This window comes from Halorubrum coriense DSM 10284 (genome assembly GCF_000337035.1).
GTDB classification, from domain to species: domain Archaea; phylum Halobacteriota; class Halobacteria; order Halobacteriales; family Haloferacaceae; genus Halorubrum; species Halorubrum coriense.
The window spans coordinates 1-25,487 of the sequence record NZ_AOJL01000055.1 but is presented as its reverse complement, the minus strand read 5'-3'; the positions used below and the strand labels follow the sequence as shown (position 1 = coordinate 25,487).

20 protein-coding genes and 1 pseudogene are annotated in these 25,487 nt (G+C 57.6%); 12 read left to right on the top strand and 9 right to left on the bottom strand.

The window, feature by feature from the left end; translation table 11 throughout:
- Positions 1 to 157: 157 nt before the first annotated feature.
- The gene (locus C464_RS17580) at positions 158 to 496 is read right to left on the bottom strand and encodes a helix-turn-helix domain-containing protein (RefSeq protein ID WP_006114120.1); all 339 of its coding nucleotides are present in this window, start codon (positions 494 to 496) and stop codon (positions 158 to 160) included.
- Positions 497 to 1,203: 707 nt separating this feature from the next.
- Here C464_RS17580 and C464_RS17570 point away from each other — a divergent pair.
- From C464_RS17570 to C464_RS18550, 6 genes are all read left to right on the top strand, one after another.
- The gene (locus C464_RS17570) at positions 1,204 to 1,680 is read left to right on the top strand and encodes a hypothetical protein (protein ID WP_080510444.1); all 477 of its coding nucleotides are present in this window, start codon (positions 1,204 to 1,206) and stop codon (positions 1,678 to 1,680) included.
- A 47-nt stretch (positions 1,681 to 1,727) separates the two neighbouring features.
- Positions 1,728 to 4,547 carry a hypothetical protein gene (locus C464_RS17565; protein ID WP_006114119.1) on the top strand — a complete coding sequence of 940 codons (2,820 nt, stop codon included), beginning with the start codon at positions 1,728 to 1,730 and terminating at the stop codon, positions 4,545 to 4,547.
- The gene (locus tag C464_RS12620) at positions 4,544 to 4,789 is read left to right on the top strand and encodes a hypothetical protein (protein ID WP_049911141.1); all 246 of its coding nucleotides are present in this window, start codon (positions 4,544 to 4,546) and stop codon (positions 4,787 to 4,789) included. Before C464_RS17565 ends, C464_RS12620 begins: the two co-directional genes overlap by 4 nt.
- Positions 4,782 to 5,432 (top strand): restriction endonuclease, encoded by a 651-nt coding sequence (locus tag C464_RS12615; RefSeq protein ID WP_006114117.1) that lies wholly within the window; start codon positions 4,782 to 4,784, stop codon positions 5,430 to 5,432. The genes C464_RS12620 and C464_RS12615 overlap by 8 nt, the downstream gene beginning before the upstream one ends.
- Positions 5,433 to 5,760: 328 nt before the next feature.
- Entirely contained in the window at positions 5,761 to 6,279 is a 519-nt protein-coding gene (locus tag C464_RS12610; protein ID WP_006114116.1) for a winged helix-turn-helix domain-containing protein, read from the top strand.
- 3 nt (positions 6,280 to 6,282) lie between these two features.
- The gene (locus C464_RS18550) at positions 6,283 to 6,720 is read left to right on the top strand and encodes a hypothetical protein (protein WP_152420941.1); all 438 of its coding nucleotides are present in this window, start codon (positions 6,283 to 6,285) and stop codon (positions 6,718 to 6,720) included.
- Between the two features lie 47 nt (positions 6,721 to 6,767).
- On the opposite strand, the gene C464_RS17560 is transcribed toward C464_RS18550, so the two are convergent.
- Positions 6,768 to 7,493: an HNH endonuclease signature motif containing protein gene (locus tag C464_RS17560; RefSeq protein ID WP_080510443.1), complete on the bottom strand. Its 726-nt coding sequence runs from the start codon at positions 7,491 to 7,493 to the stop codon at positions 6,768 to 6,770.
- Positions 7,494 to 8,798: 1,305 nt separating this feature from the next.
- Positions 8,799 to 9,149, bottom strand: a complete 351-nt coding sequence (locus C464_RS20075) for a DUF7342 family protein (protein WP_449404382.1) — start codon at positions 9,147 to 9,149, stop codon at positions 8,799 to 8,801.
- A 106-nt stretch (positions 9,150 to 9,255) separates the two neighbouring features.
- Here C464_RS20075 and C464_RS12595 point away from each other — a divergent pair, with 106 nt between their 5' ends.
- A complete protein-coding gene (locus C464_RS12595) occupies positions 9,256 to 9,558 on the top strand; it encodes a UPF0175 family protein (RefSeq protein ID WP_006114112.1) in 303 nt (100 codons plus the stop codon).
- Positions 9,555 to 10,073 (top strand): hypothetical protein, encoded by a 519-nt coding sequence (locus tag C464_RS17550; RefSeq protein ID WP_006114110.1) that lies wholly within the window; start codon positions 9,555 to 9,557, stop codon positions 10,071 to 10,073. Before C464_RS12595 ends, C464_RS17550 begins: the two co-directional genes overlap by 4 nt.
- A 48-nt stretch (positions 10,074 to 10,121) precedes the next feature.
- Here the strand turns inward: C464_RS17550 and C464_RS12590 are convergent, their stop codons facing one another.
- The 3 genes from C464_RS12590 to C464_RS12580 form a co-directional block, all read right to left on the bottom strand.
- Positions 10,122 to 11,279: a Fic family protein gene (locus tag C464_RS12590; protein ID WP_049911140.1), complete on the bottom strand. Its 1,158-nt coding sequence runs from the start codon at positions 11,277 to 11,279 to the stop codon at positions 10,122 to 10,124.
- 213 nt (positions 11,280 to 11,492) lie between these two features.
- Positions 11,493 to 13,826 carry a hypothetical protein gene (locus tag C464_RS12585; protein ID WP_006114108.1) on the bottom strand — a complete coding sequence of 778 codons (2,334 nt, stop codon included), beginning with the start codon at positions 13,824 to 13,826 and terminating at the stop codon, positions 11,493 to 11,495.
- Between the two features lie 207 nt (positions 13,827 to 14,033).
- Positions 14,034 to 15,992, bottom strand: a complete 1,959-nt coding sequence (locus C464_RS12580) for a hypothetical protein (RefSeq protein WP_204365997.1) — start codon at positions 15,990 to 15,992, stop codon at positions 14,034 to 14,036.
- Between the two features lie 823 nt (positions 15,993 to 16,815).
- Between C464_RS12580 and C464_RS18545 the strand changes: the two genes are divergently transcribed.
- The 3 genes from C464_RS18545 (at position 16,816) to C464_RS17540 (ending at position 19,975) form a co-directional block, all read left to right on the top strand.
- Positions 16,816 to 17,586, top strand: a complete 771-nt coding sequence (locus C464_RS18545) for a hypothetical protein (RefSeq protein ID WP_152420940.1) — start codon at positions 16,816 to 16,818, stop codon at positions 17,584 to 17,586.
- A 1,297-nt stretch (positions 17,587 to 18,883) separates the two neighbouring features.
- A complete protein-coding gene (locus tag C464_RS17545; RefSeq protein ID WP_080510441.1) occupies positions 18,884 to 19,324 on the top strand; it encodes an NUDIX hydrolase in 441 nt (146 codons plus the stop codon).
- Between the two features lie 6 nt (positions 19,325 to 19,330).
- On the top strand, positions 19,331 to 19,975 hold the full coding sequence (locus C464_RS17540) for a metal-dependent hydrolase (RefSeq protein ID WP_321163239.1): 645 nt from the start codon (positions 19,331 to 19,333) through the stop codon (positions 19,973 to 19,975).
- Between the two features lie 45 nt (positions 19,976 to 20,020).
- On the opposite strand, the gene C464_RS12575 is transcribed toward C464_RS17540, so the two are convergent.
- The 3 genes and pseudogenes from C464_RS12575 to C464_RS17530 all read right to left on the bottom strand — a co-directional run bounded on the left by C464_RS12575 (position 20,021) and on the right by C464_RS17530 (position 23,243).
- Positions 20,021 to 21,103, bottom strand: coding sequence for a geranylgeranyl reductase family protein (locus C464_RS12575; protein WP_049911139.1), 1,083 nt, complete (start codon positions 21,101 to 21,103; stop codon positions 20,021 to 20,023).
- 100 nt (positions 21,104 to 21,203) lie between these two features.
- Positions 21,204 to 22,647, bottom strand: a pseudogene (locus C464_RS12570) (RNA-guided endonuclease InsQ/TnpB family protein).
- Positions 22,648 to 22,925: 278 nt separating this feature from the next.
- Positions 22,926 to 23,243 carry a MarR family transcriptional regulator gene (locus C464_RS17530; RefSeq protein WP_006114102.1) on the bottom strand — a complete coding sequence of 106 codons (318 nt, stop codon included), beginning with the start codon at positions 23,241 to 23,243 and terminating at the stop codon, positions 22,926 to 22,928.
- A 410-nt stretch (positions 23,244 to 23,653) separates the two neighbouring features.
- Between C464_RS17530 and C464_RS12560 the strand changes: the two genes are divergently transcribed.
- A complete protein-coding gene (locus C464_RS12560) occupies positions 23,654 to 25,345 on the top strand; it encodes a sensor histidine kinase (RefSeq protein ID WP_006114100.1) in 1,692 nt (563 codons plus the stop codon).
- The last annotated feature ends 142 nt before the right edge of the window (positions 25,346 to 25,487 follow it).

Sequence of the window (25,487 nt, the reverse complement as noted above, 5' to 3'; positions counted from 1 at the left end):
AGTAGGTCGAACGAGTATGCTAAAGGGGGAACAATAGGCACACGACTTCTCAGGAAACCCTATGGCAGGGAGTGTCAATAGAAACGCTGGAAGATCACTAGCGAAGCTTCACCCATATGCTTGTTCGGCTACTAGATTACAATTTAAGCATTCGTGTTCAGGAATTGTCTCTATTGGAACTCTCGTTGGAAGTAGCGTCGGTACTGTCGTTAGTACCAACCACATCAGCGTCCTCATCAATATACTGCCAGTTTTTTGTGTCAAGTTGACCCTTAAGATATGCCTCACCGTCGTCAGTGATCATGTAGACCCCATTACCAAGATCATTTATAAGACCGTTCTCTGCTAGCTTTTTACACCGTCTATGAACTTGTACACGGGAGTATCGAATTGGACCCTCTTTCTTCATTTTCGTTGGAGAGCCCGACTCGTATTCAGATAGATATTCTAGAATTCGGTCATCTGCCGCAGACATCCATTCTCCCGCATATCTCATACGATACATGAGTGGACCCGTGTTTAATATCTGCCCGCTTAGTGTTCTAGAGTACTTCCAGTACATTCAAGTAACAAGATCCTCAACAGGTATCTACGGAACCCAAGTGACGAACTCTTGGCTAGTGAGAAAGAGTAGAACTCCCGGCTGCGGTGCTCCAACACCCAGCCGGGACGGGTTCTGTGCCATAACACAGAACCATGCTAATGGTGGCAACTGCGGGGCTTAAGCCCTGCGAGACGACTGACGAATCGAACAGTAACAGCCCTGGCTGTCGTTTGTGTACAAACATAGCTGACCGCTACGACGCAGCCTCCAAGAGACCACTGTGTAGCACGTGCGCGACGACACGCAGCATCGACAAAGACACCAAAGAGGGGCACAATGTCTAGTCACAACACTGAGAGCGATGCTGCTCACTCGCTTGCCGATCTCTCAATCATCCACCGTGACCTGCTCTGGCTACTCTCGCAGGCTGGCCTCAGCGAGGGACGGTCACTCCACCACACACTCTCCGACTACTACCCCGACAGCATCGACCAAACTCGAGTCTGTAACGCTCTCCAAGAACTCATTGAGCGCGATTATATTAGCAAAAAGACCCGCAACACGACCACGTACCAACTGACTGAGCCAGCCCGTCGCGCACTTACCGCCCGGCAAGCGTGGCAAGGTAGCAGTCGCGACGCCAATGAGAGGGGGCACAAATGAGCTACCTCGACAACCGAGAAGCAGCAGATATCTCACAGCTCACACGCATCTCGCTCAACACCTCCAACCCAATCTGCCAGGTGTGCGGACAACAACTCCACGAAGGCGACGGCATCACGGCCTACGCCTATCGTGCGGCCGGCGAACCCACGTACGCTATCGGTTACATCATGTGCGGGTCGGATGTTCACGAACACCCGACCGTCTTCACCCGTGGTGTTCACGAGTACGTCCTCACGGGCCACATCGGGACGTGCGTCAACACCCAGACGCAGTCGACAACGTTCGTCCTTTGTGAACCGACCGTCGTAGTCACGAGCCCCACAACGAACTCCGAGCCACACGTCCACCCGGAAGCCCCAACACCGCGCTCGCCAACTGACCCACCAGAGCAGGAACCAGCGCCGCTTCTCACAGCTGTTCGAGAAGCGGCGCGCTCTGATGGTGGCCCTCCGCGCGAGGGGTCGGAGTAATGCTGACAACTCCGACCCGCCAGCCGATTACCCCGAGGTGATCGGCTGTGGGAACACGCCGGCCTGCGGCCCGCAAGCGTGGGGTCCAGCTTGTCAGTCCCGAGACAACCAGTTCAACCGGGGGAATCGTCTGTTCAGCGGTCTCGCCTCAGCTAACTGAGTGGGTACCGGAGCTCCTCGCTAAGCTCCGGCCCCGCACTGAGCAGACCATCCGCAATCACGCCGCCACAGATCCGTGTCGGACGAGTTCACAGCTCCTCGCAGAAACGCTGCCTGCGTGGCAGACCTTGGACAACCCATGGACCAACGACATCGCTGAGGCCGTTGCGTACACCCGCGCGATTACGGAACTCGCGCTCACCTACCGAGACGAACCTAACAGCGCGCTCACCGAGTACCACCAACGGCGACAGGCCGAGCTAACCGACACCGTCACCAGCATCGGCACGGGACGTGGGCCAGTCAACGCCGGACTCGGCGCACTCGCGAGGGGTCCGGTGGTACTCCATCGTGAACTCGACGACCAGCCACGCGTCATCACGCTCTTACTAGATGGCCAGGCGTGGACCACTCTCAGGGATCGCCGCACGGGCGTTCGCGCACTCGCGACGATGGCTGTCCTCGCTACTGGATTCGACGTCAGGCTCGTCGCATCCCCTACGGTCCAACGACATCTCTCGAAACGGTACCCGGACTGGACCGACTGTCACCTCAATCTTACTGACAGCCGGGATCGGTCCCCCAACACCGACCACTCTTCCCAGAGTGTCGACGCCGCATGGGAGGCCATCCGTGATCTCGACACCGAACCAGGGAAACGCCGACTCCTCGGGAACCTCAGTACAGAGTACGCCCGGAGCTACCGGGACCTTGCCAACGACCACGCGATCGATATCGCCGACGGCACGATCAGCAACTATGTCCTCGATCTCGAGACTCGTAACGTCGTCACGGTCGATCGTCGTGGCCAACAGAACACGGTCCAACTGACCGACCTCGGAAAACTGGCCGTCCAGCAGTGTCTCGACGACAACTACGGACTCGTCCCCTCGGATCAACGCCGGCTCGGAGAGGGTCTTACCACAACCCTTCAGGACGATACAAGTACAGTGTCGTCCCGCCGACCGGGCGAGACACGACCCACACCCGACGAGTGGGTGGCAGCAACTGGCGACCCAGACGGAGGCGGGGCATACGTCCAGTGGCTCACTGGCCCAGCAGACGCCCCAGCCCACCTCCACGAGCGATTTAGCACGGTCGCGCATGAGAACGCCATCACGCTCGTGGATGGCCAGCCACGTTCGTTTGAGGATAGCCGTGTTGCGTACCTCAGCCACACCAACAAAGAAACCCTCGTCGTGCTCCAGTGGGGCGGCCCCCTCGCAACGTTGGGACGTCTCGCGAACGCCTTACTGAGCAACAAAGCACTCTCGAAAATCCTTACCCCATCACGGCTTGGCCAGGAGTTCGAGACACTCCACAAAACTCCCGATCACGATGTCAGCCGCATCCTCCGTCGTGGTCACCAAGTTGGCTGGTTCAGCGATGACGAAACAACGTACGAGGCATGGAAACAGCGAATCACCACCGTTCGAGATCATCTTCTCGTAAAAGTCGCTGAACTCGCGGGTAGTGACGACACGGCCGCCCGAAGCGACCTCTTCGAGGATCTTCATGGGCTCATCGCTTCGGCAACGCAACTGTATCACGCGGCCGGCATCGACCTCACAACTACCATTAGAGTCCCTGACACCGACGCTCTCGCACGCAACACCACCACCCTCCAAGACCTCTGTGGGTTCCTCGCCAAAACAGCGCCCAAACAGTCCGCGTACGGGATTCACTCGGGCTACCGACTGCTATTCGAAGACCGCCCCGAAAAACTGCGTCGCCGACTTCCGTACGAACCCGACCAAAACGCGACGATGGACCTCACCATGTCGTGGGTGGTTGCGGGCCCGACAGCCACTGAACTTCGCGACGAAATTGCCACCGCACTCGATGCGGAACTCACCGAGGTCCGAGAGGCGATCGCCGAGGGCACTGAAGCCGCACCAACACTCGAGATTCCGGTCGTCGACGGGACGACCTACCCCGCCATCCGGCGGGTAATCGACGAGATAGCGATGATCCAAGACGTTGAGTGGACACCCCGTGAGCGCCAGCGGCTCATCCGGCTGTGTCTGCGCTCGTTCGGCCCGGCGGACACCCAGCGTGCGTGTCCGTACGACGTCGTGGTGAGCCTGCTCCGAGCGCTGAACGAGTCTCACACACCATCACCGGCCGCCGTCGAACGCGCCGCAGCCACGCTTTCGCCGACGCGCTTCCGGCCCGACCTGACGCCGACAGCAACAAAGCTGTACGCCGCGCTTCTCCGATCTGACGGCCCACTTGGCCGGTCGAGACTGATCGAGCGAGCAGACATCTCGGCGAGCAGCTACGACCGGCGGATCAGCGCTGTCCGCGAGCTCGATCGCGTCCAAGCAGTCCAGCAAGGGGGCCACCGCCGGTGGACGACAACAAGCCCACGAACACCGCCGGTAACGACGTGGCTCCCACCGCACAGCGGCCACAGAACAACACAGCTGGAGACGCATCGAGACGCACCAATCACTGAAGCGGGGAGCTGGCCGCCGGCACACACGAGCGGTCCCAGCAGTACCGACTGGGGCAGGCAACCGCCAGTCAGACTCACCCCCTGCCCAGCTGCGACCACAATGTATCCAAGAGACACCAACAGCCAACGACCGAACAGTCACTGTACATCCGATACCACCGAGACACCAACCCACGAAAATGCCCGACCAATCCCGACAACAGCAGTCGCAACGCCACAAACCCAACTGCCAACAGGAGGCCACCAATGAGTGACCCAACGCTCGATCTGGAGACAGTCGTCAGACGCAACCGCCCGACAGCAGTGACCGGAGCCATCCAAGTCGACACCGCAGCCGACGATACCCGGGTGACTCTCAGCTTCGGTGCTAACGACGAGGTCACTTACGCGGCCCTCACACCCGCAGACGCCAAAACAATCGCCACAGCGCTCGATCAGGCGGCCGCACGCGCAGAAACAGCCGACAGTGTGGAGGAACCCACCAATGAGTAACAACGTAGACGATCTTACAACCGACCTCGACAGCGTCGGCACGCCGGATGGCGAGGATCCGGACCACGACCAAACGAACGGCCGCTGGTTCGAAACAGAAGTGGCCGAAACACTCGAAGAATGGGGGTACAGGACAGCTCGCAACGAGCAGCTCTTCGGCCTCGAAACGGACGTGATCGCCCGGCGCGATGACTTCCGTGGGGATCCAGATGACTTCCTCGTTGTTGAGTGTAAAGACTGGCACAAGACGGCCGTCCAGCGTGACGCAGTCGAAGCCGTCGCCCTCCGGGCCGCGCTCGCACGAGCAATGCCAGTCCTTGCTGTCGCCCGGAACGTGACCGCTGGTGCGTGGGAGTTGGCACAACTGCTCGACGTCCGGATCATCACCGACCCCGATCTCCACGACGATCAACTGCCACCGTTGACCAACTGTCGGCCGCCACGCGGCACGCTCCGCGCCCGGCGCGAACCGTTCATCCAAGAGTTACGCGACCGACTCCCGCTCTTGTTCCACCGCAAAACGAGCCTCGACATCGAGGCACCCGTGTTCCACATGGCTGACCGCGGCCCCTGTTATGTCCCTGATCGAACGGGCAACGACGCGTACGTCGACGCGCGAGAGAGCGACTACGACTTCAGTTAGATCACCTTGGGGGAGGCCCCAAGGCACTCAGGAACTCAAGCGGTTCCATCCATTTTCACGCCATTCTGAATCCATCTCCACGGGAGCTACGTCGTTTTAATTCCAAGCATAATTCGGAAGTAGCAAACCCAACAGCAGTCCGTCAGTCGCCGGTAGTAGCATCCAGACTGTTCGTCCGGATAGTGACGCTTACCCATATCCCGGAACAGCCCTGTTCAGATATTGTTATTCATCAACTACTACACCCAAGAGTACTGGATGTACGCTTCAAACACAATAATAATTTTTTAGAGAAACATATATTATGTAGAGTCCCGAATAATCACGTATGGGTTCCGATCATGAGACGCTCGACAGCGCTCGTGACCAGTGGAAACGTTCGACGACGGCACTAGAACGGGTCCACCAGACAATTGAACAGACGACAGCGCCGAAAACCGCGGGCGACATTGCCGAGGAAGCGCTTGTAAGCGAGCCGACTGCGCGAAAACATCTCAACTCACTCGTCGACATTGGAACGGCGACCGCAGTAGAGGAGGGTACTGGAACAAAATACACGCGCAACGAGGATACCCTCCTGTACCAGCGCATTCGAGACCTTTCGACAAACCACAGCCGAGAGACGCTTCTCGAAAACGTCCAGACAATGAAACAGCAAATTCGGGACTTCGAGGACACGTACGACGCTGTGTCCCCAGAAGAACTTGCGACGTCGCTGGAGACCAATCCCCCTGACGGGGCGTGGGAGGCAGTCGCTGCGTGGCAGACGACTGAACGGAACCTCCATATCGCCCAAGCCGCGATTAACTATAGTCGAGCTCGCGATCTTGGCGCGGCAACAAAGTAACCGATGGCCGGTGATATTGCCGGCCCTGTTGGGCCCGTCAATTCCGTTGTGCTTCAACAGATTCGGGATCTGCTCGTGACCGAAGAGCCACTTGTCGACTCCGCAGCAATCGACAATCCGGTGAATCCAACCGAGCTCGTCGTGACGTTTTCATCTGGCCGAGACGCGGCAGGTCGAATGGAGATCACGTGGTGGAACACTGGGGAATATCGCTACCAGTATACGGAACCTGACGGACTCGATTTTCGGTTCGACAACCACCCGAAAGCAAATGCCCCCGACGCGCATTTTCACCCACCACCGGACGCTGGGGCTGCTGAACCATCGTTTCTGGGCGAAGAAACCCAACTCCAAGTTATTACTCGAGCAGTGATTAGTCGTTGGCGCGAGGTGGCAATCGAGGGAGCTTCTCTGGACGCTCTCAACGCGGGTCCCGAGTAGGGAGAAGTCGCTCAACGTACCCGGAAATATGATGCGAGATTAGCAAGCTACTCTTCGACGAAGCCACCTCCACTACTCACTACCACGTCGGTGACCGGTTCGCGTCCCACCGGCCGCCATCGACAGCCAGTCCACTCGTTGTCGACCCGCCACCATCCCGGTCCATCGTCACGTTCGACGAACCGGATCCGACGGCGTGACGACTCGGGAGGAACGAACGTGATACCGATCGCGGCTGGATCAGTGGCAGACACTTGACCACGGTCCGGTTCGGGTACAGTGTCCGTTTCGGCGTCGCCAGTCACCGAGGCTTCGGTGTCTCCCTCAGCTGTCGCGTCCGACGTTGACTCCGCAGGATCGTCTTCGTTCGTCGCCACTCCTGGCTCATGGCGACGATACTTTTCACTGGCTGGCGTCCCATCGTCGTCGCCGAACAGCCGGGCTGCCTCGTTACTGCTGATCCGTGGTCCCTCGTAGTACTCTTTGTAGTGAGCGTTCCACGCGTTGCGGTGTTCGATCGGCAGTTGTCGGTGCCACTGCCGGTAGGGCGGCTCGTCGACTTTGTGAATGTGGACATGACAACTCTGGCACAGCGGGATCACGTTGGCGACACGGTCGTCGGTGTCGTCTCCGTTGATGTGATGGAGTGAGAGCACATCCTGCCGTCGCTCTCCGGAGGTGGTGTTGAGCCAACTCTCAGGGGATCGGCCGCAGACAAGACACGCCCCGCCCCACGCGTCGCGGACGGCCTGTCGGAGCTCGTCGTCACCCATTGTCCCTAGCCTCGCTGAGTGGTCGGCTATGGCTGCGCGATTGGTCACTGATCGGTGACCGTTGATTCTGCCCTCGTTGCCCAAGGATTGTGCGACTCGATACAACTGGGTCTCGCACGCGTGTGACCGATTGCCACGTCGACGGGATCATTGTCGACGTGAAAGAAGCCACTCGCGGCGATTTGACTCGTTGGTAGTTCATCCTAGCACGAGAGAGCGCTGGGCACCTTCCTCACCCAACTCCCTCTCACCCCATTCGAGGGCTACAAACAGATCCAACGGCAGCCGGTACCCGCGTTCAGATCGGCCAATATTAACCAACAACATCGGTCAACTGCGTTGGTTAAATCTGTAATTGTGTTCTAGAGAACACATGTGTTACACGGGCGACTGCCGATCGTCGTCCTGCGAGCCGGCGTCCGCACGACGCGGCCGCTGTACTGCGACGAGAGTATCTGGGTCTCCGTCGCCCACGGACTCTACCGTCGCTAGTCGGGGCAATCGAGGCTCGGAAATGACAGCAGATGGCCGACACGGGCACGAAGCCACGGGCTGGGGGCAGTGTCCATGGGCAGAAACCGAGAGCGTGATCTTGACATCCTCCCACCCTGAAGGGGTGGGATTCCTCCGGTGGGGATGTTCGCTATCGACCTACGGAGGCAACTTTCCCACTGCTGGTACTCTGGTTTGTGCGCTCCTCGTTGGGACTGGCCCTCTCGGGAGAGTATGATAGCACATTCACTACTTTGCTGGCTTGTCGCTCAGACCTACCCCTGGAGGAGTGGGCTTCCGCTCGCTACGTGTCAGTGCGGTGAGTCGCGTTGGCAAGTACGTCTCACGGGAGCCCGTCCTGCGTGTTCAGTACCACTTCGTCGCCGCTCCGAACAGCGGCCCACCACGTCGCAAGGACGGCGCGCGTCACCCGTTCTGGTGGGTGATTCGACCCGAGACACGACTGTATGTGCGTGCCTACGTCGTTCGGAGGGTGGAAGTAATAAACGGGGTGTGTAGTGCTCTCGTTCGACTGCTCGCAGCCGAATCGGAATTCCAGCCCCTGCTCCCGATAGTGATATTTGTAGTCTCCGTTTGTCCACCACTGGATGTCGAAGTACCCCGCCTCCTGATGGATACCCGGTTGAACCGTAATCCTCGCTTCTCGTGGCCGAGACGGGACATCCTCGTGGCTCCCGTGACGCGTATTCTTGTACTGCGCCCGAAGAAACCCACGTCCGAGTTGGTCTGCCACCGTGTTCACGCTCACGAGAATCGCGTCCGGGTCCAGAGTGGTTCCGTTTCCGAGAACCATTACTGCGCGGATGCGGGATCGGAATCTCCCACTGATGTCTCCACACTCGAGGAGGGTGTTCGTCGTTTCGCCTGTTGGATTCGATACGCGGCGCGAAGATACTCCAAATCCCGGACAGCCGTTCGCCAGTGTGAGACATCACTTAGCTCCTCGGCTGTGAGCGTCCGGTCAGAGACGAGCAGTTCGTCGGGAGTGTCCGTGTCGTACCGCCCACGATAGTCGGCGATCTCGGCTTTCGCAGCCTGTATTCGATCGACGAGGTCATCCGCCATCGATAAGCGATGGATCTGTTCGATCAGGTGTCGATCCGGGTCTCGCTGGTATGTGGTCCCAGACTCAGTTCGCTCGATATCGGCGGGCCATCGCCCAAAGCCGCACTTTCACGGCACAGGCACCGGTCCGGACCGCTTCCAACGTGAGAAACCATTTTGTAGTACAACGTACTACCGTGTATACATGCCCTCAATTAGCGCTCGTGTCCCCGACGATGATAAGGACGAACTCGAAGCGGTAAGTGAACTCCTAGACGAAGACAAGAGCACAGTCATCCGGAAGGCACTCGCAGAAGGGCTCTCATCTATTCGGCAGCGTGTCGCCATTGAACGGTACCAAAGTGGCGAACTATCGGTCAACGAGGCAGCCCGACTTGCCGACGTAAGTCTTGCAGAGTGGCTCGAGATTGCTCGCGAACACAATCTCACAACCCAACTGTCCCCAGAGGACATCGAATCTGACGCTGCCGCGGCGCGTGATCTGTGACGCGGATTTTTCTCGACGCCACGACGTGTATCGCACTCGGAACGGTCGGTGAACTCGAACAGCTGACACACTTTAGTGGAGAGATCGTTGTCCTGTCCGCAGTCCAAGCCGAGGTGACGACGGAACCCGCACAAACAAACCTGAGTCGGTTTGTCAGTCGAGATGCTGTTGCGACGACTGATCCAACTGTTCACGATCGAATTCACCAGGCCAAAGAAGTGCTTGATGAGACTGAACGCAATGGAGACGTCGTGTTGATTGCGGCTGTGTTGGCCTACACTGCCGCGGATCGACCAATTGGGATCGTTTCAGATGATCAGCGTGTTCGGACCACGGCCCGTGGGCTCGGCGCGACAGTCACCGGGACAGTTGGTGTTGTTGTTCGTGCTGTGGAGGAAGGGCTTGACCGAGAGGAAGCGCACACCCTTGTCAGGCGACTTGACTCACACGGACTCCACATGACCGGGGGCCTTCGAAGAAAAGCCCACTCGCTCATTGACGATGCCGCGGAATAGCTCCCGTCTCGTCATCCGATTCAATAAAGCAGACAGCCCAAAACGAACTCAACGGTGTGGCCCCCGTTCGAGGATATCGAAGATATCGACCGCTTTGTATTCGCGATTCCGCTGTTGGCCCGTCACCTCAACAACTAAGCCGTTTGCCTCAACTTCTTCGATCGCGTTGTAGGCAGTCTGTCTGCTCACATCGAACCGTTCGGTGACATCGGTCGCAGTGAAATACGGAAGCTCAAACAGCGTTCTGGCGAGCTTGTGGCTCGTTTTTTGATCCGGATATTGGGTTTCGTACGCTCGGCGCAGTTCGACCAACTCGAACGTCCGCTCGTAGGAATCGCGGGCCTGTTCTTCAATGCCCTCAACAAAGAACGCGATCCAGTCACGCCAGTTGCCTTCTTCGCTGACTGCCCGCATCCGTTCAACGTACTCCTGTTTGTTTCGATTGAAATATGCACTCGGATAGAGATATGGATCGGACAGATAGCCGGCCGCATGGAGTTGTAACACGATCAGAATCCGCCCAAGACGGCCGTTGCCATCCGAACAGGGATGGATTGTTTCGAACTGGTAGTGAGTGATCGCCAAGTCGACCAACGGATGATACTCACCCCCCATCTGAATGTACGCCTCTAGCGAGTCCATTAATTCTGGGAAAGTGTTTGCTGGTGGGGGGACAAACGGAGGCTGACCCCCCCGTAGGGACGGAATATGGACGTCAGTGTCTCGCCACTCGCCGACAGTATCACCCTCGTTCCGAACTCCTCCAAGCAGTGTCTCATGGAGAGATTTGAGCAATGGTATCGAAATCGGTTCCCCACTTGTGATCGCGTCGAAGCCGTCTCGAAGCGCTTGTTCCGCGTTCAGCACTTGTTGAAGATCACGACTCACGCTCCCGGTGGTGCCGGACTTGCTTCGTGTGTGATACGCGTATACCTCATCCATCTCGACATCTGCGCCTTCGATTTCGGCAGTCTCGACGGCTTCGAGTCTGAGAAGCGACGTGTACATCACCGGCGAGAAATCGACTGTCGGACTGATTCCATCAATCCGTCCTAGTTGAAATGCCGCGTCCGAGATTACTGCGGTGAGTTCGTCATCGATCTCGATCGGGGATGAAACAGGCAATTTTTCTGGAATGTAGTATGGATGAGGATATGACTCCTGATAGTGTCCGGGCGCATCCGAAGGGAGGTCTTGCGTTCTCATTTTGAATTAGATTGTGCGTGACGTGTCTCAATCATATTGAGCATAAACTAGTTTGAATAACGGGATCAAATTTGACACTGTGTATACCTACCGCTGTTGATTTTGAGTACGGGAACACGATGAGAGTTCGCTCAATGCGTCTAGTGAACTAGCCGAAGGTTCAGGAGTACGTTAGAAATTGCCTCGTGTTAAAATTCGCAATTGTCGAGAGCGCTACGCCTCGTCGTCGATGAAAGACAGCGCCGGTGATTCGAGCCCTTCGGAGAACCGGAACGTTCGATCGACGAGGGTTTTGTTGTGGTCGTTTTCATCATCAACCTCGAAGTACACGCGGAGCGCGCGCCCGAACCAGGTCTTGTTCGGCTCTTTGAGATCCGTCTGTTCGGTGTACCACGTCTTGAACCGCCGGCGAAGTGTGGGAATCGGGATCTCGGTGCCCTCTTCTTCGACTGTGACTAACTCCACGAACGTTTTCGCGGCTTCTTCGTAGCGAATTGACGCATTTTGCTGTGGCTGCTCCCACAGCGGCGGCTTCTCGAAGATAGTGAAGCCGTTCCCCGACTGAAATTCGACGGTCGTATTTTCAAGATACTCGAACCGTGTCGGGATGAGCGGCTTCCGGATGTACGTGTAGCCGCTTGCGGCGGCGTCTTTCGTCTGTCGCCGGCGAAGCTCCTCACCAGAGGCCGACTCTAACACCCAGTCGCTTCCGTCTTCGCGGACGCGGGGGGTGTGGAACTCGAACGACTCAACCGGCCGTTCGGCATCGCCTTCCGCGAGGATTGAGCCGTCTGGTCCAACCAGCTGGGCAGTATCTGTTGGCAGCAGTCGCCACGTCGATTCAGAAAGCACACGCGGTAACAAATACCAACATTCGTCGGTCGAGACCGTTTTCCCCTGGTTGTACGGGATCGTCCCCACATCGTCGGTGTCTTTGAACGCCATACTGACGGGGCCATCTTTGGCCTCGGGCGGATCCGACCACAGTTTCCCTTGGGCTTCAGACTCGGATTCGGTGATCACATGGACAGGATGATCGTGCGCGTCGGCCCGAGCGAGATTCGTGAGCAGTGCGGCCGGCTTCGTGTCGTTTTCGACTTCGATCTCGTGGAAGAGAATCTCGCCGTCTTTTTGACTCACAATATCCGGGCGAGACTCTCCGTCCAGATACTGTTCCTCCGTGGGATCCGGATCATCGAGATCAATCCTGATGATATCCTGATCGACGGCAACAATCTCGTGGCCGTGCCGAAGCAGGAACTTGATTCGCTCGATGACCAACTCTTTGTGCGGCTCTGACTCTTCATCAGAGCTGTCAGACAGCGCTGTCGAATCGCCGGTGTGATCTGTGCCGTAGGACTGCCGGGTGCCAGGGACGTCGCTGCCGAGCTCTTCCGTGTAGACGCGCGGTTCGTCGACGGTCGTGAGCTGCCCGAATGAACTCACCTCAAAGTACTCGGGCAGGACCGTGAAGAAATGCTCAAGATTGGCTTTTGTGATCGGGATCCGGCCATAGGCCCCGAAGAGTTCTTCATACCGATCGTCGTTGTGGATACGACCGGCAAGGAGCGCACGGTAGTCCGGAAAGCCGATACCAAGCGCTTCGACCGAACCATCTCGGAGGCTCATCTCATCATACTGTTCGAGTTTTGACGGGTGCGTCGTCTGCTTATTCGCATAGCGCTTGTGTGCCTCGACGGGAAGATCCCAGTTGTCTGTCGAGGGGCCGGGCACGTAGTCGGAGATTCGGTAGTCGTTATCAGCCGCAAGATGCTGTTCGAGGTCGTCTTCGGTGACAATCCCGTGTCCAGTACCAAACGGCGCGAGCCGCGAGGTGACGAGATAATCATGCGGGGCTTTCTCGCCGGCGGGCTCTAACAGGCTGTGGTGGAGATACGAGATGCGCTCTTCGTTGAGATGGTGGACGAGTTCAGCCGTGGCAGCGGTCTGAGAGACTGTTGGTGGGGTAATAGAGAGATTTTTGGGTTGAAGTAACCGACTTGTGGGAACGGGCATCTGGCCAACCGGGCCAAGATCAATGGCGCACGTCTGGGTGCTAAGCAGGTGGCCATAGTGATCATCGACGATCGCTTTGATCCGGTCGGCCCGCGTATCTCGGTCGCCGTCGCGTCCCTCTGAGACGGGCTGGTCAGATTCACCATCTGCCGTCGTCGCATCGTCTTCGCCGTCAAAAGCGTCTTCAATTGTCGTCTGTGTCCCGGTCCTGCCCGTGGTATCATCACCCCCCACATCCGGTGATTCCGCCGGGTGGTCGGCTTGTGAGCCTGCGCCGCCATCCTTACTATGACCGATCAGGAAATACTCCTGTTGGCTTTTCCCCGGCCACGTCAACAACTCAAGCAGGTCGATCCCGTACTCGTTGAGGATGTCTTCGGCGACGTCGTCCAATGGGATCAGATTCTCAAGCCGTCGCTCGTCGGTCTCGTCAGTCAAGCCAGGAAAGACCAGTCTGACGGCATTCAGTCGATACGCCCGGATTTCGCCGTTCTCATCGACGTACAATCGGGTGTCGTGAGTGTTGATCATTGGGTGAAGGGAGTGGGGAACCGCGTTAGTGCCACACCAGCGTGGACAGTCAGCGGTAAGACGGACCGCTGGCTGTGGCGCTGGTTGGAGTTGATACATCGCGCGACCGCACTCCACAACGCGTGGCGCCACCGCGGCCTCGGTCGGCTATAGTGGCCCCCGCGTCGCGGATTCCGGAGTGTGACTTCGCTGAAGTTCATGACGTTGCTAGTTGTTGTTTGACCGATCAACCGCAGGTTCACCAGCGCGACCGTGTGCGAGGTCGAGCGAGAGCGTCCGAGCGGGCGTCCACCACGCGTAGCCAGTCAGCGCGCCGTCATCGGTTATTTCGCACTCGCCCCGGCGCCGATCCATCTGCGACCGAACAAACGGCCAAATCGGCGCTCGGGTTGAGTGGCCGTCATACCAACTCGCTAGCTGGTCAACGAATCGCGGCGCGGTGCTGGTCCCAGCGGTTGTCCGCCCTGGTGCTCGGTGGGTGTATAGCTCGAGAAATTCCGAGAGCGCCCGGTTACGATGCCGCCGGTGGCGCCCGCCGCTCGTCTCCTCGAACTGTTGGAACGGGACAGGGGGTTCATGGAGCGAACTGCCCACCCGGTGGGCGACCGTAACGTCCGCACAGAACAGCGGCTGGACTGGCAAAATTGGACGTTGGACAACCCGATACTCGTCGTACAACGCCGCATCTGTGCCAAACTCCGCCTGAATATCCCCGTCGTGAGTACTGACGGAAAGCGAGCCATCCTGCCGCCTTGCTCGCGGCGACTCGAAGGGATACGACCCGAGCGGCTCCGTCACCGGGCCGGACCCGAGACACCGATCGCCCTGATACAACGCTCGATCTCCAGTATCAGAGACCGTCCAGAAGACCGGCTCCGAACACCGAGGCGCAACAAGGACGTCGCCACGTGTCGTGTGGATGGATTTCGGGAGTGTGTACAACTCGACGGCGTCACCACGGCGGCGCACATACGGAACGGTCAACACGTCGCGGGCCCAGTCAGCGGCTTCCGCTGTGGGCGTGATGACGAGGAGGTGTGCGTCTGCCCGGTGTGCCCGATTTGCCGCGATAATGAGTGCTCCAGCGTTCGTGATGGACTCCTTTGACCCGTTGCCCTCGGGATCGGCCACGACGACGGGCCCCGTCGCGTCGTGGGGATGGCCACGAAAATGCGGGTCGCCAGGTGAACAGTTCGTGACCGATTCGTGGCTGCTGGCATTGACTGAGAGCCACCCGTCGACAAACGCACCGATCGAGGGCTCACCTTGGACGCCGCCCTGCGTCATTTCTCGTTGTGGGCCGGCAAGCAACGACTCGCGCGCTGTCCCGGCGGCCTCAGTGTGGACGGTCTCACGAATGAACCGCGGCGCCCCCCGTGAGGACGTCTCGGGCCAGCGACATGGCTCGTAGTGGGGCGTGAAATCAACGAGCCCTGCTACCTCCGTCTCCGAGAGGACCATCGTTGGCGTCGCTGTGAGCGCTTCATACGGCTCCGTGGCGGTGGCTCCCGCAAGCAGCGCCGCGTACTCGTGAATGCTCGTCCGAAGCTGTAAGCCAACCTCCGCTGCGTCTGAGGCAGGCGTTCTTCCGTCGCTCGCCGACAGCCCTGGTGTCGGTGTATAGCTCGATTCAACGTGCGTCTCCCAGTCGTCGGTCGCCAAGCGCCGACTGGACGTCATCGTCGACGGTGTCTCGCGATCGATCGGGCAAGGAGCCGGCGACGCCACCGACGATGCGAGCCCATATCGGCCGAACGGCCGAGACGCACCGCCGAGTTCGGCGACACGGACCGTTACCCGATACCGATCGTGGCCCCGATACTGGACGAGCAGCTGACAGAGCGTCGGCACGTTCCGGGTGTGGTTACGGGTGAAAATTGTCCGGACCAATGACTCGAGCGTTGCCCCAGAGGGTGCCCCCTCACGAACAACGAGCCGACTGGTCGGGGCGGCCGCAAGCCCAACTGGATCGAGCACGAGCGTTCCCGTTTCGACGCCGTACCAATCCGGCAACGTCTCGGTACAGATCGCTGCTAACGCATCACTGGCGTCTGTTGTTGACGGCGGCGAGGCGTCGCCGATCCAGCCCGTATTATGTCGGTCGATACCGCTCCCATGGAGCACGACAGTTGGGACCGCAACGCCGGTCAGCCCGAGCAGTTCCATCGATGCGTACGATGTGTCTCGGAGCCCCTGTGTGAGGACCCGAGAGAGGGCCGGCCCCAGCGAATTCGAGATCCGAAGTGAGGGATCATCGACACCGCTTTGACGACACTGAATCGCGCCATGCCGCGCGACCGCCGGCGTCTGTTGGTCCGGTGGGTCAGTTGCGCGTGGAACGTACATTTGTACAGTGTCTATACGTCAGTGAGCGTCTCTGTAGCGGGCGTTGCTGGTGGGATCGATCCGTCGGATAACTGCGTCAGTCCAGTCGGTGGCGGTCGTGTCCCCTAGTGCGACTGGCTGGGGTAGCTTCGCCGCTCCTGGTTGGTGTGGGAGTGTCGGGTCAGCATGTTCGGTCATCTCATGTGTATTGTCAGTGCGCCAGAACCTGCCGGCGCGGTCAGGTGTGTGTGTTCGGTTCAGCATGTCGAGGTGGGTTGGCATCTTGTGTGCGTAGCAAGGGGGACTGAGAAGATAATTCGCGCCACCAATCGATGGGTGTCTATTCGTCGCCATATTTATATTGAAGAAGTATCTCATTGCTCGGCTTTTTTTGACGAACCGGACAGCGCAGGCCTCAAGACGTCAAAAGAGACGAACTCTCCCCACGACAGCACTCTAGCGAGGCCGAGTCGTAGCCACAATCAGCGCAAAAAGTGAACTACCCTACCCTACTCCGCTCTCTTCGGTCGCTCCGTTGAGGGTGGGGGCTTAGCGCCGATATCCAGCTAACATAGCCGTTCAAGCCCATCGGAACGGTCGTTTGATTCAGTCGGGTGAAATTTCAGAATAACATTCAAATTGACGGCCGACAGTGTACCCGTTAATGTCTGTAGACCAAATCAATATTGATGACCCACTCACGCAGAATCTGCGTGTGCTTATACCGGATTGGGTCTCCGATCAGATTGCTCAAAGTGAGGAGTACACCATGAAGGATGTGTTTCCAAGCTACGGAGATATCGTGACAAATGGACAGCACCGTCACAAGTTCTACCCAATAACAGCTTTTTGTCTTGTCCAACTGCGGGCAGGCGCAACCGACCGACAGTGGTTCCGCCTTGGGGACCTCATTCGATGGCATGAACAGAATAATTTGGGCCAGACGAGGGACATAACGAGAAAGACCTACTGGAAGACTATAGATAAGCTGGTTGATGCCGGGATTCTCAAGCGAGTAGAACATAACGGAGCGATCCTTTTTGCGCTCCCACCGAACCGAGACGTTGCCGCAGCATTTGATGGGACACACACGGATAACATCCGAGAGTCGATCGTGATGAACGATCCAACTCCAATACACAATGTCGAGACAACGATCTGGCCGCTCCCAAACACTGCTGCGCGACCAGCAGTAACTCCCGCGCAACTCGGAGGGGGTCGGCTTTCGAACCCGTGGGACGTTGGGCTGAGCTTCATAACGCTCGGTGTCGCGCTAACTGCCCTAGTTGGTGGCTTGCTCGCTTTCGGTGACGGAACAGTGACACGTCCGATCGCCGATGTCCTTTGGGCAGTGTGTTCGCTCGGAATCGCCGCCGCACTCGTCGAGGTGCTTGATCAGGTGGCGACAGGGTATACGTATTCTGACCAGTTATAGAAATGTCGGCATCGGCTCGTGGCGCTACAGCGTGACTACTGATCCGCCATTGTTCTGTGAAGAGTGTCCCGACAGGGAGCCACCAGTCGACACCGATATGATCTCTAGCAGAGACAATCAGCGGCACACACTACGAGAGTACCCGCACAAACTAGGGTGAAACTACGGTAAAGTAGGATGTAGACGGGTCACCCTACTAAACACTAAACCGCACGACGACAGTAGGACATCCTAGTGCTAACCGATTGTATATAAGAATAACAATGCCGAACCACCCACCGGGATCCAACTTCCGTCGGACAATATATCGGAGATGTGAAAGTAACCGCAAAGCGGGACACACAATGTTTCTGCCAATCGATGCTCGCAGCCACCACCACAGATCGGCTCCGGGTTCCGCTGCTGCTCTTTAGGCGATCACAGAGACCCAGATCAGAACATACAATATCTGAGTGGTTTGGCGATCGCGATTGGAGTTGCCGGCACTCCCGCCGGCAGGAGAGCGGGAAGCCAACAGCACTCTGCGAGGTGATCGATATCTCTGACAGTAGTTCAACGATCAGAGATGACTCAAGAAGACAGTGTTTCTCGGCGTCGTGTCGTCTCGATTCGCACGGCTGGGTGAGTGGCAGCAATCATACCGATATCGATGCGTCTGTGCGTCGTTCGGTCAGTCGGTCCCCAGGCAGCAGAATCACTCTGAAGGCTGGGCGGCTACGATCACTGCGCCTAGTCGTAGGAAAGAGGACAGACAAATAGAGTCTGTTTCCCGACGGTACTCCATCGCCATGGGGGTCGCTACTGGGAGGAGATGGCCTGAGTCTGTACAAGTGCCGTCAACAGCGCCAGTTTGGGGGTCCCCGGGAGGTTTTGCTCAGAGGAGTTCCATGGATTGGTTTCTCTTCTCCCTCCGTGGTGGCCTATTGGTTTGATGGCTTTCTCACAATCCGGTCCGGTGAGGTGGCTTGTTATTCTTATATTCAATCGGTCATAGATAGTATGTGGCCCCCCCGTCACGGGGTTTAGCGTGGAATAGTACCCACGCTGATCACACTAATTATTGAGAAACACATACTAGATGTGTGTTCGGCGTCTTCTAACTAAGTCGTCACTTTCGATTATCCGTGAGTATAGGATCAACGAATGGGCGGTTCTATCGGTCGAAAAGCGCATAAGCTACGCGGACACGACGCCCACTGAGATGAGAGTATCACCCTATTCCAACATATTGATTGATAGCTCATTATAAAGTGTTGTTTACCAGATGTTTATCACCATCTAGATGGTACGGTTGGCAATGACTGAGGATCTCCTCTGTGCGACGGTGAGCGTCCGTGGGGTGATATTGGATACGCGCGGTAGAGTGCTCATCGTCAAACGAGCAACCGACCACGAGTGGGAACTTCCTGGAGGCCGCCTCAGTCGGGATGAACCTCCACAGCAAGGCCTTCATCGGGAAGTGCGTGAAGAAACCGCCCTCTCAGTCGAAATTGAAGATGTTGTGAAAGCGAACTCATGGGTGAACACAGCCGGTGACGGTCGATTTGCGGTCCACTACCGGTGTTATACGAAAACCCAGACTGTTGAGTTGAGTCCAGAACACGTTGACAGCGCGTGGATTCTCCCAGAAAGAACAACAGAACAACTGTGTGAGCCACAAGCCGCTGCGGTCATGGCAGCGACAACAACCGAAGCAAATACAGACAGCTCATCCGGTTCATCGGTCGCACAAGACTAGTTTCCAGTGTACTCCTGTCTGACACCTGAGAGCGCCACCCCTATCAAGCTGTCTCGCAACCGTCAACATGTGCTTCCGTTGGGCCATCTTGCGTTTGCGTATCTCTGGTATGTGCCCTACGCAGCCGTGCGGACACGCCGCCTCCCAGCGCAACTCGCGCTTGTCCCGCTCGCTATTGGGAGCCAGTTCCCGGATATGATCGACAAGCCGCTTGCGTATCTCGGTATCCTCCCGTACGGTCGGTCATTAGCTCACTCTGTGTTTGCGTTCGCGCTGTGTTCGCTTACACTGTGGTGGGTTGGACACCAACTGCGTGATCGGTGGCAGGCTGACTCGCGAATTGAATGGGTACGACGCGTTACTCCAGCCGCGTTTGTTCTCGGGTATGCGAGCCACCTGATCGGGGACAGCTATCGATTCTTACTTGCGGGGGAGTTCTGGAGTGCCCGGTTCCTCGTGTATCCACTCGTCTCGTTGCCGACGTCGCCAGCCGATGATATTCCACCATGGATTCGACTGTTCAATATCTACCGAGATATGGGGGCACACCCACAGCTTGCCCTCATCGGGGTCGCCGGTGTTGTGTTCGTCGGACTCCGAGCCCGGCACTACTGGAACACTCGACAGACACTAGAAGCCGACTCACGATGAGAGAACCCGACAACGAACACACGCGATGACCGTGAAAAAGCAAGATTAGGAGAAGAGCTGACGCAGCTGTGCCCGCGAAAAGAACGAACTTGGGCGATCCATATGGACGCCAATTTCGCCGTCGAGCGCACGCAACCCCACCCGTTGGACCGGCTCAGGAAGCGAGTAACACCGACGAATTAGCGACCCAAGCCTGATCTCAGTCGCGAGTTCGTCACGCCACTGTGTTTCATACCTGTCGAGTGAACTTGGAGCGGTCGGATCGATCGTCGATGCCGCAATATCGGCGGCCGTCATACTGTACAAGATCCCACCACCGGTGAACGGCTTCGTCTGGGCGGCCGCATCGCCAAGCAGGAACACGCGGTCAGTGGTGACCGAGTCAGGCGGGCCAATCGGGATCGTTCCAGAACACCGTCGGCTAGGATCGACATCATAGGCAGTGGTCAACTCGTCAAACAGTTGTGGCACTTCAGCACCGGGCGGCGCTGCCAATCCGTATTCGACGCCCGCATCACCACGCGGAATGCGCCACGCGAAAAACGTCGGGGCTGTAAGATGGACGTCAACCCGATCACCTGCGTCAGGCTCCTCACTGAACGCTAACACGCCGTGGAGCTGTTCGGCTGGTGCTGTGAGTCCAACACTCTGCCGAACCCGTGAGGTAGGCCCATCACAGCCAGCAACCATCCGGCTCGTCAGCGTTGTTTTCGAGCCATCAGGCGTCGTCGCCGTCACGACAACACGGTCAGACTGTTCGTCGACGTCAACAACAGTGTGCTCGTCACGAAGATCCGCACCCGCCGCAGCAGCGCGGCGCGCAAGCCGCTTGTCTAAGCCGACTCGGTCAATGACATGCGAGATTGTCTCAGATTTATAGAATGGGTACGCCGTCGAATCTGGACCCCCAACGTGGAACCGAGCGCCTGAAATTTGATTTTGAAAGAGGTCATCTTTCGCGTCCGCAGGCAGATACTCCCAGATATCCGTTGAGACGTGTCCCGAACACGCGAGTGGCTTGCCGACCTCACCCTTCTCAAGCAGCGTCACATCATACCCGGCCGTGGCAGCCTGATACGCAAACCGGGAGCCTGGGGGCCCAGCCCCGACAATAATGAAATCGTCCATGTGACTCGTTAGACACTAATCAAATAAAAGACTCGGATGGCTCACAATGACATCCTCCTCGCCGTGAACGGCGAGGTTTCCTCGCGCTGGGGGGTATCGCTTACCGACCCACGGAGGCAACTTGCGGGTTCGTATGCTCCTCGTTGGGACGAAGAGAGCGTGATGACTCTGACCATGAATGGTCGTCCCACTTGAGGCATACAGGCCGTGCCATCGACCGTGTTACCGTCGTCTGCCGTCTCAAGAACGTCTCTGACGCGGAGAGGTCTGCGTGTCCCTCAAAGCCACACGAACACGTCAGCGTGTCGCGGTGGCGCGTCGTATTCTCAGTCGAACCGCAGTTCGGACACTCCTGACTTGTCCACGCCTCAGACCGCACTTCCACCGANAGCGTGTCGCGGTGGCGCGTCGTATTCTCAGTCGAACCGCAGTTCGGACACTCCTGACTTGTCCACGCCTCAGACCGCACTTCCACCGAGATGCCGTATTCTTCGGCGGTACACGCCAGTCGGTTCACGAACGCTCTGAACGCCCAGAAATTGTGTGTCTTCGCGTTTGTCTCTACCGACCAGTGCGTGTCAAGCACGTCCGTCAGCGCCCCGACGTACACCGTCGAAACGCCATCCTCGTACAGGCGTTCGATGAGCTCGCGGGCGAGGGCGTTTTGAGCGTGGTCACGTCGATTAGTACGCCGATCGTACAGGCGTCGGATATAGTGACTACTGTATCGGCCGTCCTCCAAGAGCGATTGGAGGCGAGCGATTTCTCGTGTGGTTTCACGGAACCGCTTGAACAGCCCGCGTCCTTCGTACAAGAGTTGCTGACCGGTCGTGGTTGTACAAGCGACGAGGGTGTTCGCACCAATATCCAGAGCGGCTTCTTCTGAAGCCAGTGGTTGCGCCAGTCGGGAATGGTTTTCGCTGATTGTGACTGGCTGAAAGGCCCTGAATGATTGTGCTTGCTCGTCGTAGAACAACTCCAACCGGCCCTGTTTCTCGTACTCCTTCCAATTGGGATCGCCTCGAATTTCGAGCCGGAGGCGTTCGCGGTGTCCCAACCCGTACTCGTCTTTCAGGTCTTTGCCGGCGAGGATTTCGAGCCGGGAGTATTCACCCCACTCGACTGAGTATGACGTGTTGCGGATGTACGTTCGGAGTTCTCGTCCGTCTTCCGAGTTCCCCCAGTATCCGGGTTTACNATGACGTGTTGCGGATGTACGTTCGGAGTTCTCGTCCGTCTTCCGAGTTCCCCCAGTATCCGGGTTTACCGTTGGCTTCGCCATTCTTTTTCAGGCTGAAGAACGACTTCCACGCTTCGCGGTTCTTGCGTTCGATTTGTTGAACCGTGGACGCACCGAGTGTCCCGCCGTAGCGACCGCGATACTCGCTGATGTCCCACACGTCTTCGTCTGTGTCGGCGTAGTTCTCGCGGCGCTCGTAGTTGATTTCGTTCCAGAGAGCGGCAGAAGCGTCCAACAGGCGTCGAAGCAACTCCTCGTCCTCGTTGGACTGCGGAATCACATCGAACGTATTGGCCCGCTTCATCACCTATTGGTTATACCCTAACGCACATAATTGTTCCATTCATGTGATACTATATGGTCGCAATTCGCATCGAGTTCGATGACGACGAACAGTACGAACGACTGAATCAACTGAAGAAACATCGTGGATTGACATGGAAGGGATTGCTCCTTGAGGGAGAAAAGAAAGTTAGGGAGGATACCCCGGAGTAAGCGTCGGACGGGGTATGTGTCGTAGTGTGTCGGATTCACGCCCGCCGTAAAGGGCGGGACTCTCTCCTTGAGTCAGGTAGTTTCCACTCATTCCTCGTTGTAGTAGTCGTCAGCCGTCGAAGCGGAGCTGGCTCGCTGTTGAGCCGCGTATGAAGCAAGCCGGTCGTCCTCGGCGATGGCCCAGTATCGTCCATGATGACGCACGAGGCTCCGGTCCTCAAGACGCGAGAGAACGGCACCGACACTCCCCCGCTTGATCCCTGTTCCTTCATGTATCTCCGTTTGGGTGAACGCCTCATCACTATGCTCCGCGAGAAACTGGAGAATTCGGTGCGGTTGTGTGCCTTCTTGTATCTCAAGGAAGTCGCCAAGGTCGCCCTCAAACTGATCGATACTGATTGGCATGTGTAATATACTGTAATGAGTCGTAATAGCTGCTTCGGCTCGGCTAATCAGTAAGCACTCTTGATCGACCGGCTGTTTCAGACGAGAGTATGTCTGAAGAATAAGATTTCAACAGAATCATACAAGTGTAAACGAGAGGGGACGAACTTTGTGGCGGTCACTCCGAGAGGAACGACTAAGGAGCGTCCGTCCTGTGACGTTTCGACGGAGGAGCCGTTGTGGTGAGGAGACAGACTCCACCAGTCGCGATCATAGCTGCGGCACAAATTACAGAAGGAGGTGCCACTGATCTCCAGTTCACAACGTCGAGCACTGTGAGAGACCGCAGCAATGAAGACGTGCTTCAGGTGAGATCACTGGACTGCGCGACCGAAGGATATAGTTTGTTCAGGCCAGTCTAGTCAGGAAACATGATCCCAACAGCGATCGGAACTGGGATCATTGCGGCGTCGTTCGGGGCCAGTTTCGGGTCATTGTATTTGCTTCAGTATTTGTATCATCAGCGGGACCGCTCCGGAGCGGCGTGGTTCATGGGGAACATTGCGGCGGTGGCCGTGTTCTGTGCCGCCTACCCGATTGGCTTGCTCGTGTTTACCCCGTCACTCCGGATCGCGCTTGGCGCCGTCTCATTCATCGCACTCTCATTCATGGGGCCGTTTTTCCTCGCGTTCGGGCTCGATTACACCGGGCGCGGCGATTTTATTCGCTCGCCGCTGTTTAGCCCCGTCGCTGGTGTGCCACTGCTCACGGTCGTGCTCACTGCGACAAATCCGATCCACCAGCTTGTCTGGACGAATTTTCAAATCGATCCAGCATTCCGGCTGGCGACTGCCACGTACACGGTCCAACCGTGGGGCGTCTTCGCCTTGCTCTTTTCAATTGGCACCGCCGCCGTCGGCTCGCTGCTGTTGATCGGCGCAATTGTAAGTTACGGCCCCCTGTATCGACGTGAGGCTATCGCAGTCATTTTGAGCACCGCACCCCCGACTGTCGGGGTCTCCGTCTGGCTGCTTGAAATCGGGCCGGTGCCGCAGTTACACCTCACAGCGCCGCTGATGCTGGTCCACGTCGCGCTGGATGGGTACGCGTTCGTCGGGACACACATGTTCCGGACGAACCCAGCGACACAACGGATGGCCGAACAGACGGGTCTTGATTCACTGCCGAATCCGGTCGTGATTCTGGATATGGAACAGCAGATTGTTCGCATCAACGACCGTGCGGCAGCACTGTTTCCCAACGCGGTGCCAGACGCACTCCCAGTGTCTGTCGAGTCCGTCCTCGGTGTTGATATAGCGACGCTGCGTGACGCCGGCGACCTCCAAATCGAATCCGACGAGGGCGGCACATTTGCCATCTCGGAGACGGTGTTGACTGACCCGGGCGGATCGCCAGTCGGGCGGATGATCGCGCTGTACGACGTAACTGAGGACCGGCAGCGCGAACAGCAGCTTGCGGTGTTGAACCGCGTGCTCAGACATAACCTGCGGAACGAAACGACGTTGATCAGCGGGTACACGGATCTCCTCAAGAACACCCTCGAAGACCCCGATCAGGAAGCACAGGCGAAGACGATTGAGGACGCAAGCGATCGATTACGCTCAATCTCTGAAAAGGGCAAAACGTTCAAACAGATCCAACAGCGAGACGCACAGCCGACAACTACGACGGCCTCGGCCATCCTCGCTGATGTGACTCAAGACTGTACCGAGGCACACAGCGATGCGACAATTGAATCGACCGTGACCCCATCGACGCTTGAGTTTCAGACGGATACGATGTTGCTCAGTGTCGTGTTCACGAATCTTATCGAGAACGCACTTGTTCATTCAGACGACCCCACGCCGACAGTGACCGTGCGTGCCAGCAAGACAGCGAGTGACGGCGGCGAGGTCGTCTTCGAGATTCGCGATGACAACGACCGCATCCCCGCCATGGAGATCGACGCTCTCCGGGTCGGCGACGAAACACCACTCCAACACGGACAGGGAATCGGCCTGTGGATCGTCTACTGGTGTCTCCAGAAACTCCGCGGGGAGATCGACTTTGAATATAATGACGGGAACGTACTTAGAGTGACAGTCCCTGATATGGCCGCCTGAGAGGCCCGGCATAGCGTTTTCGATTTTATATCGGCCAGTATGGTCCTTGGACTTATAGTAGCCGTTAGAAATAATTACTCACTTTTGGAATCGAAAGCTGTTCAAGAGCGGTGTCGATCGCGGTTGTAAGCTCGTCGAGTGA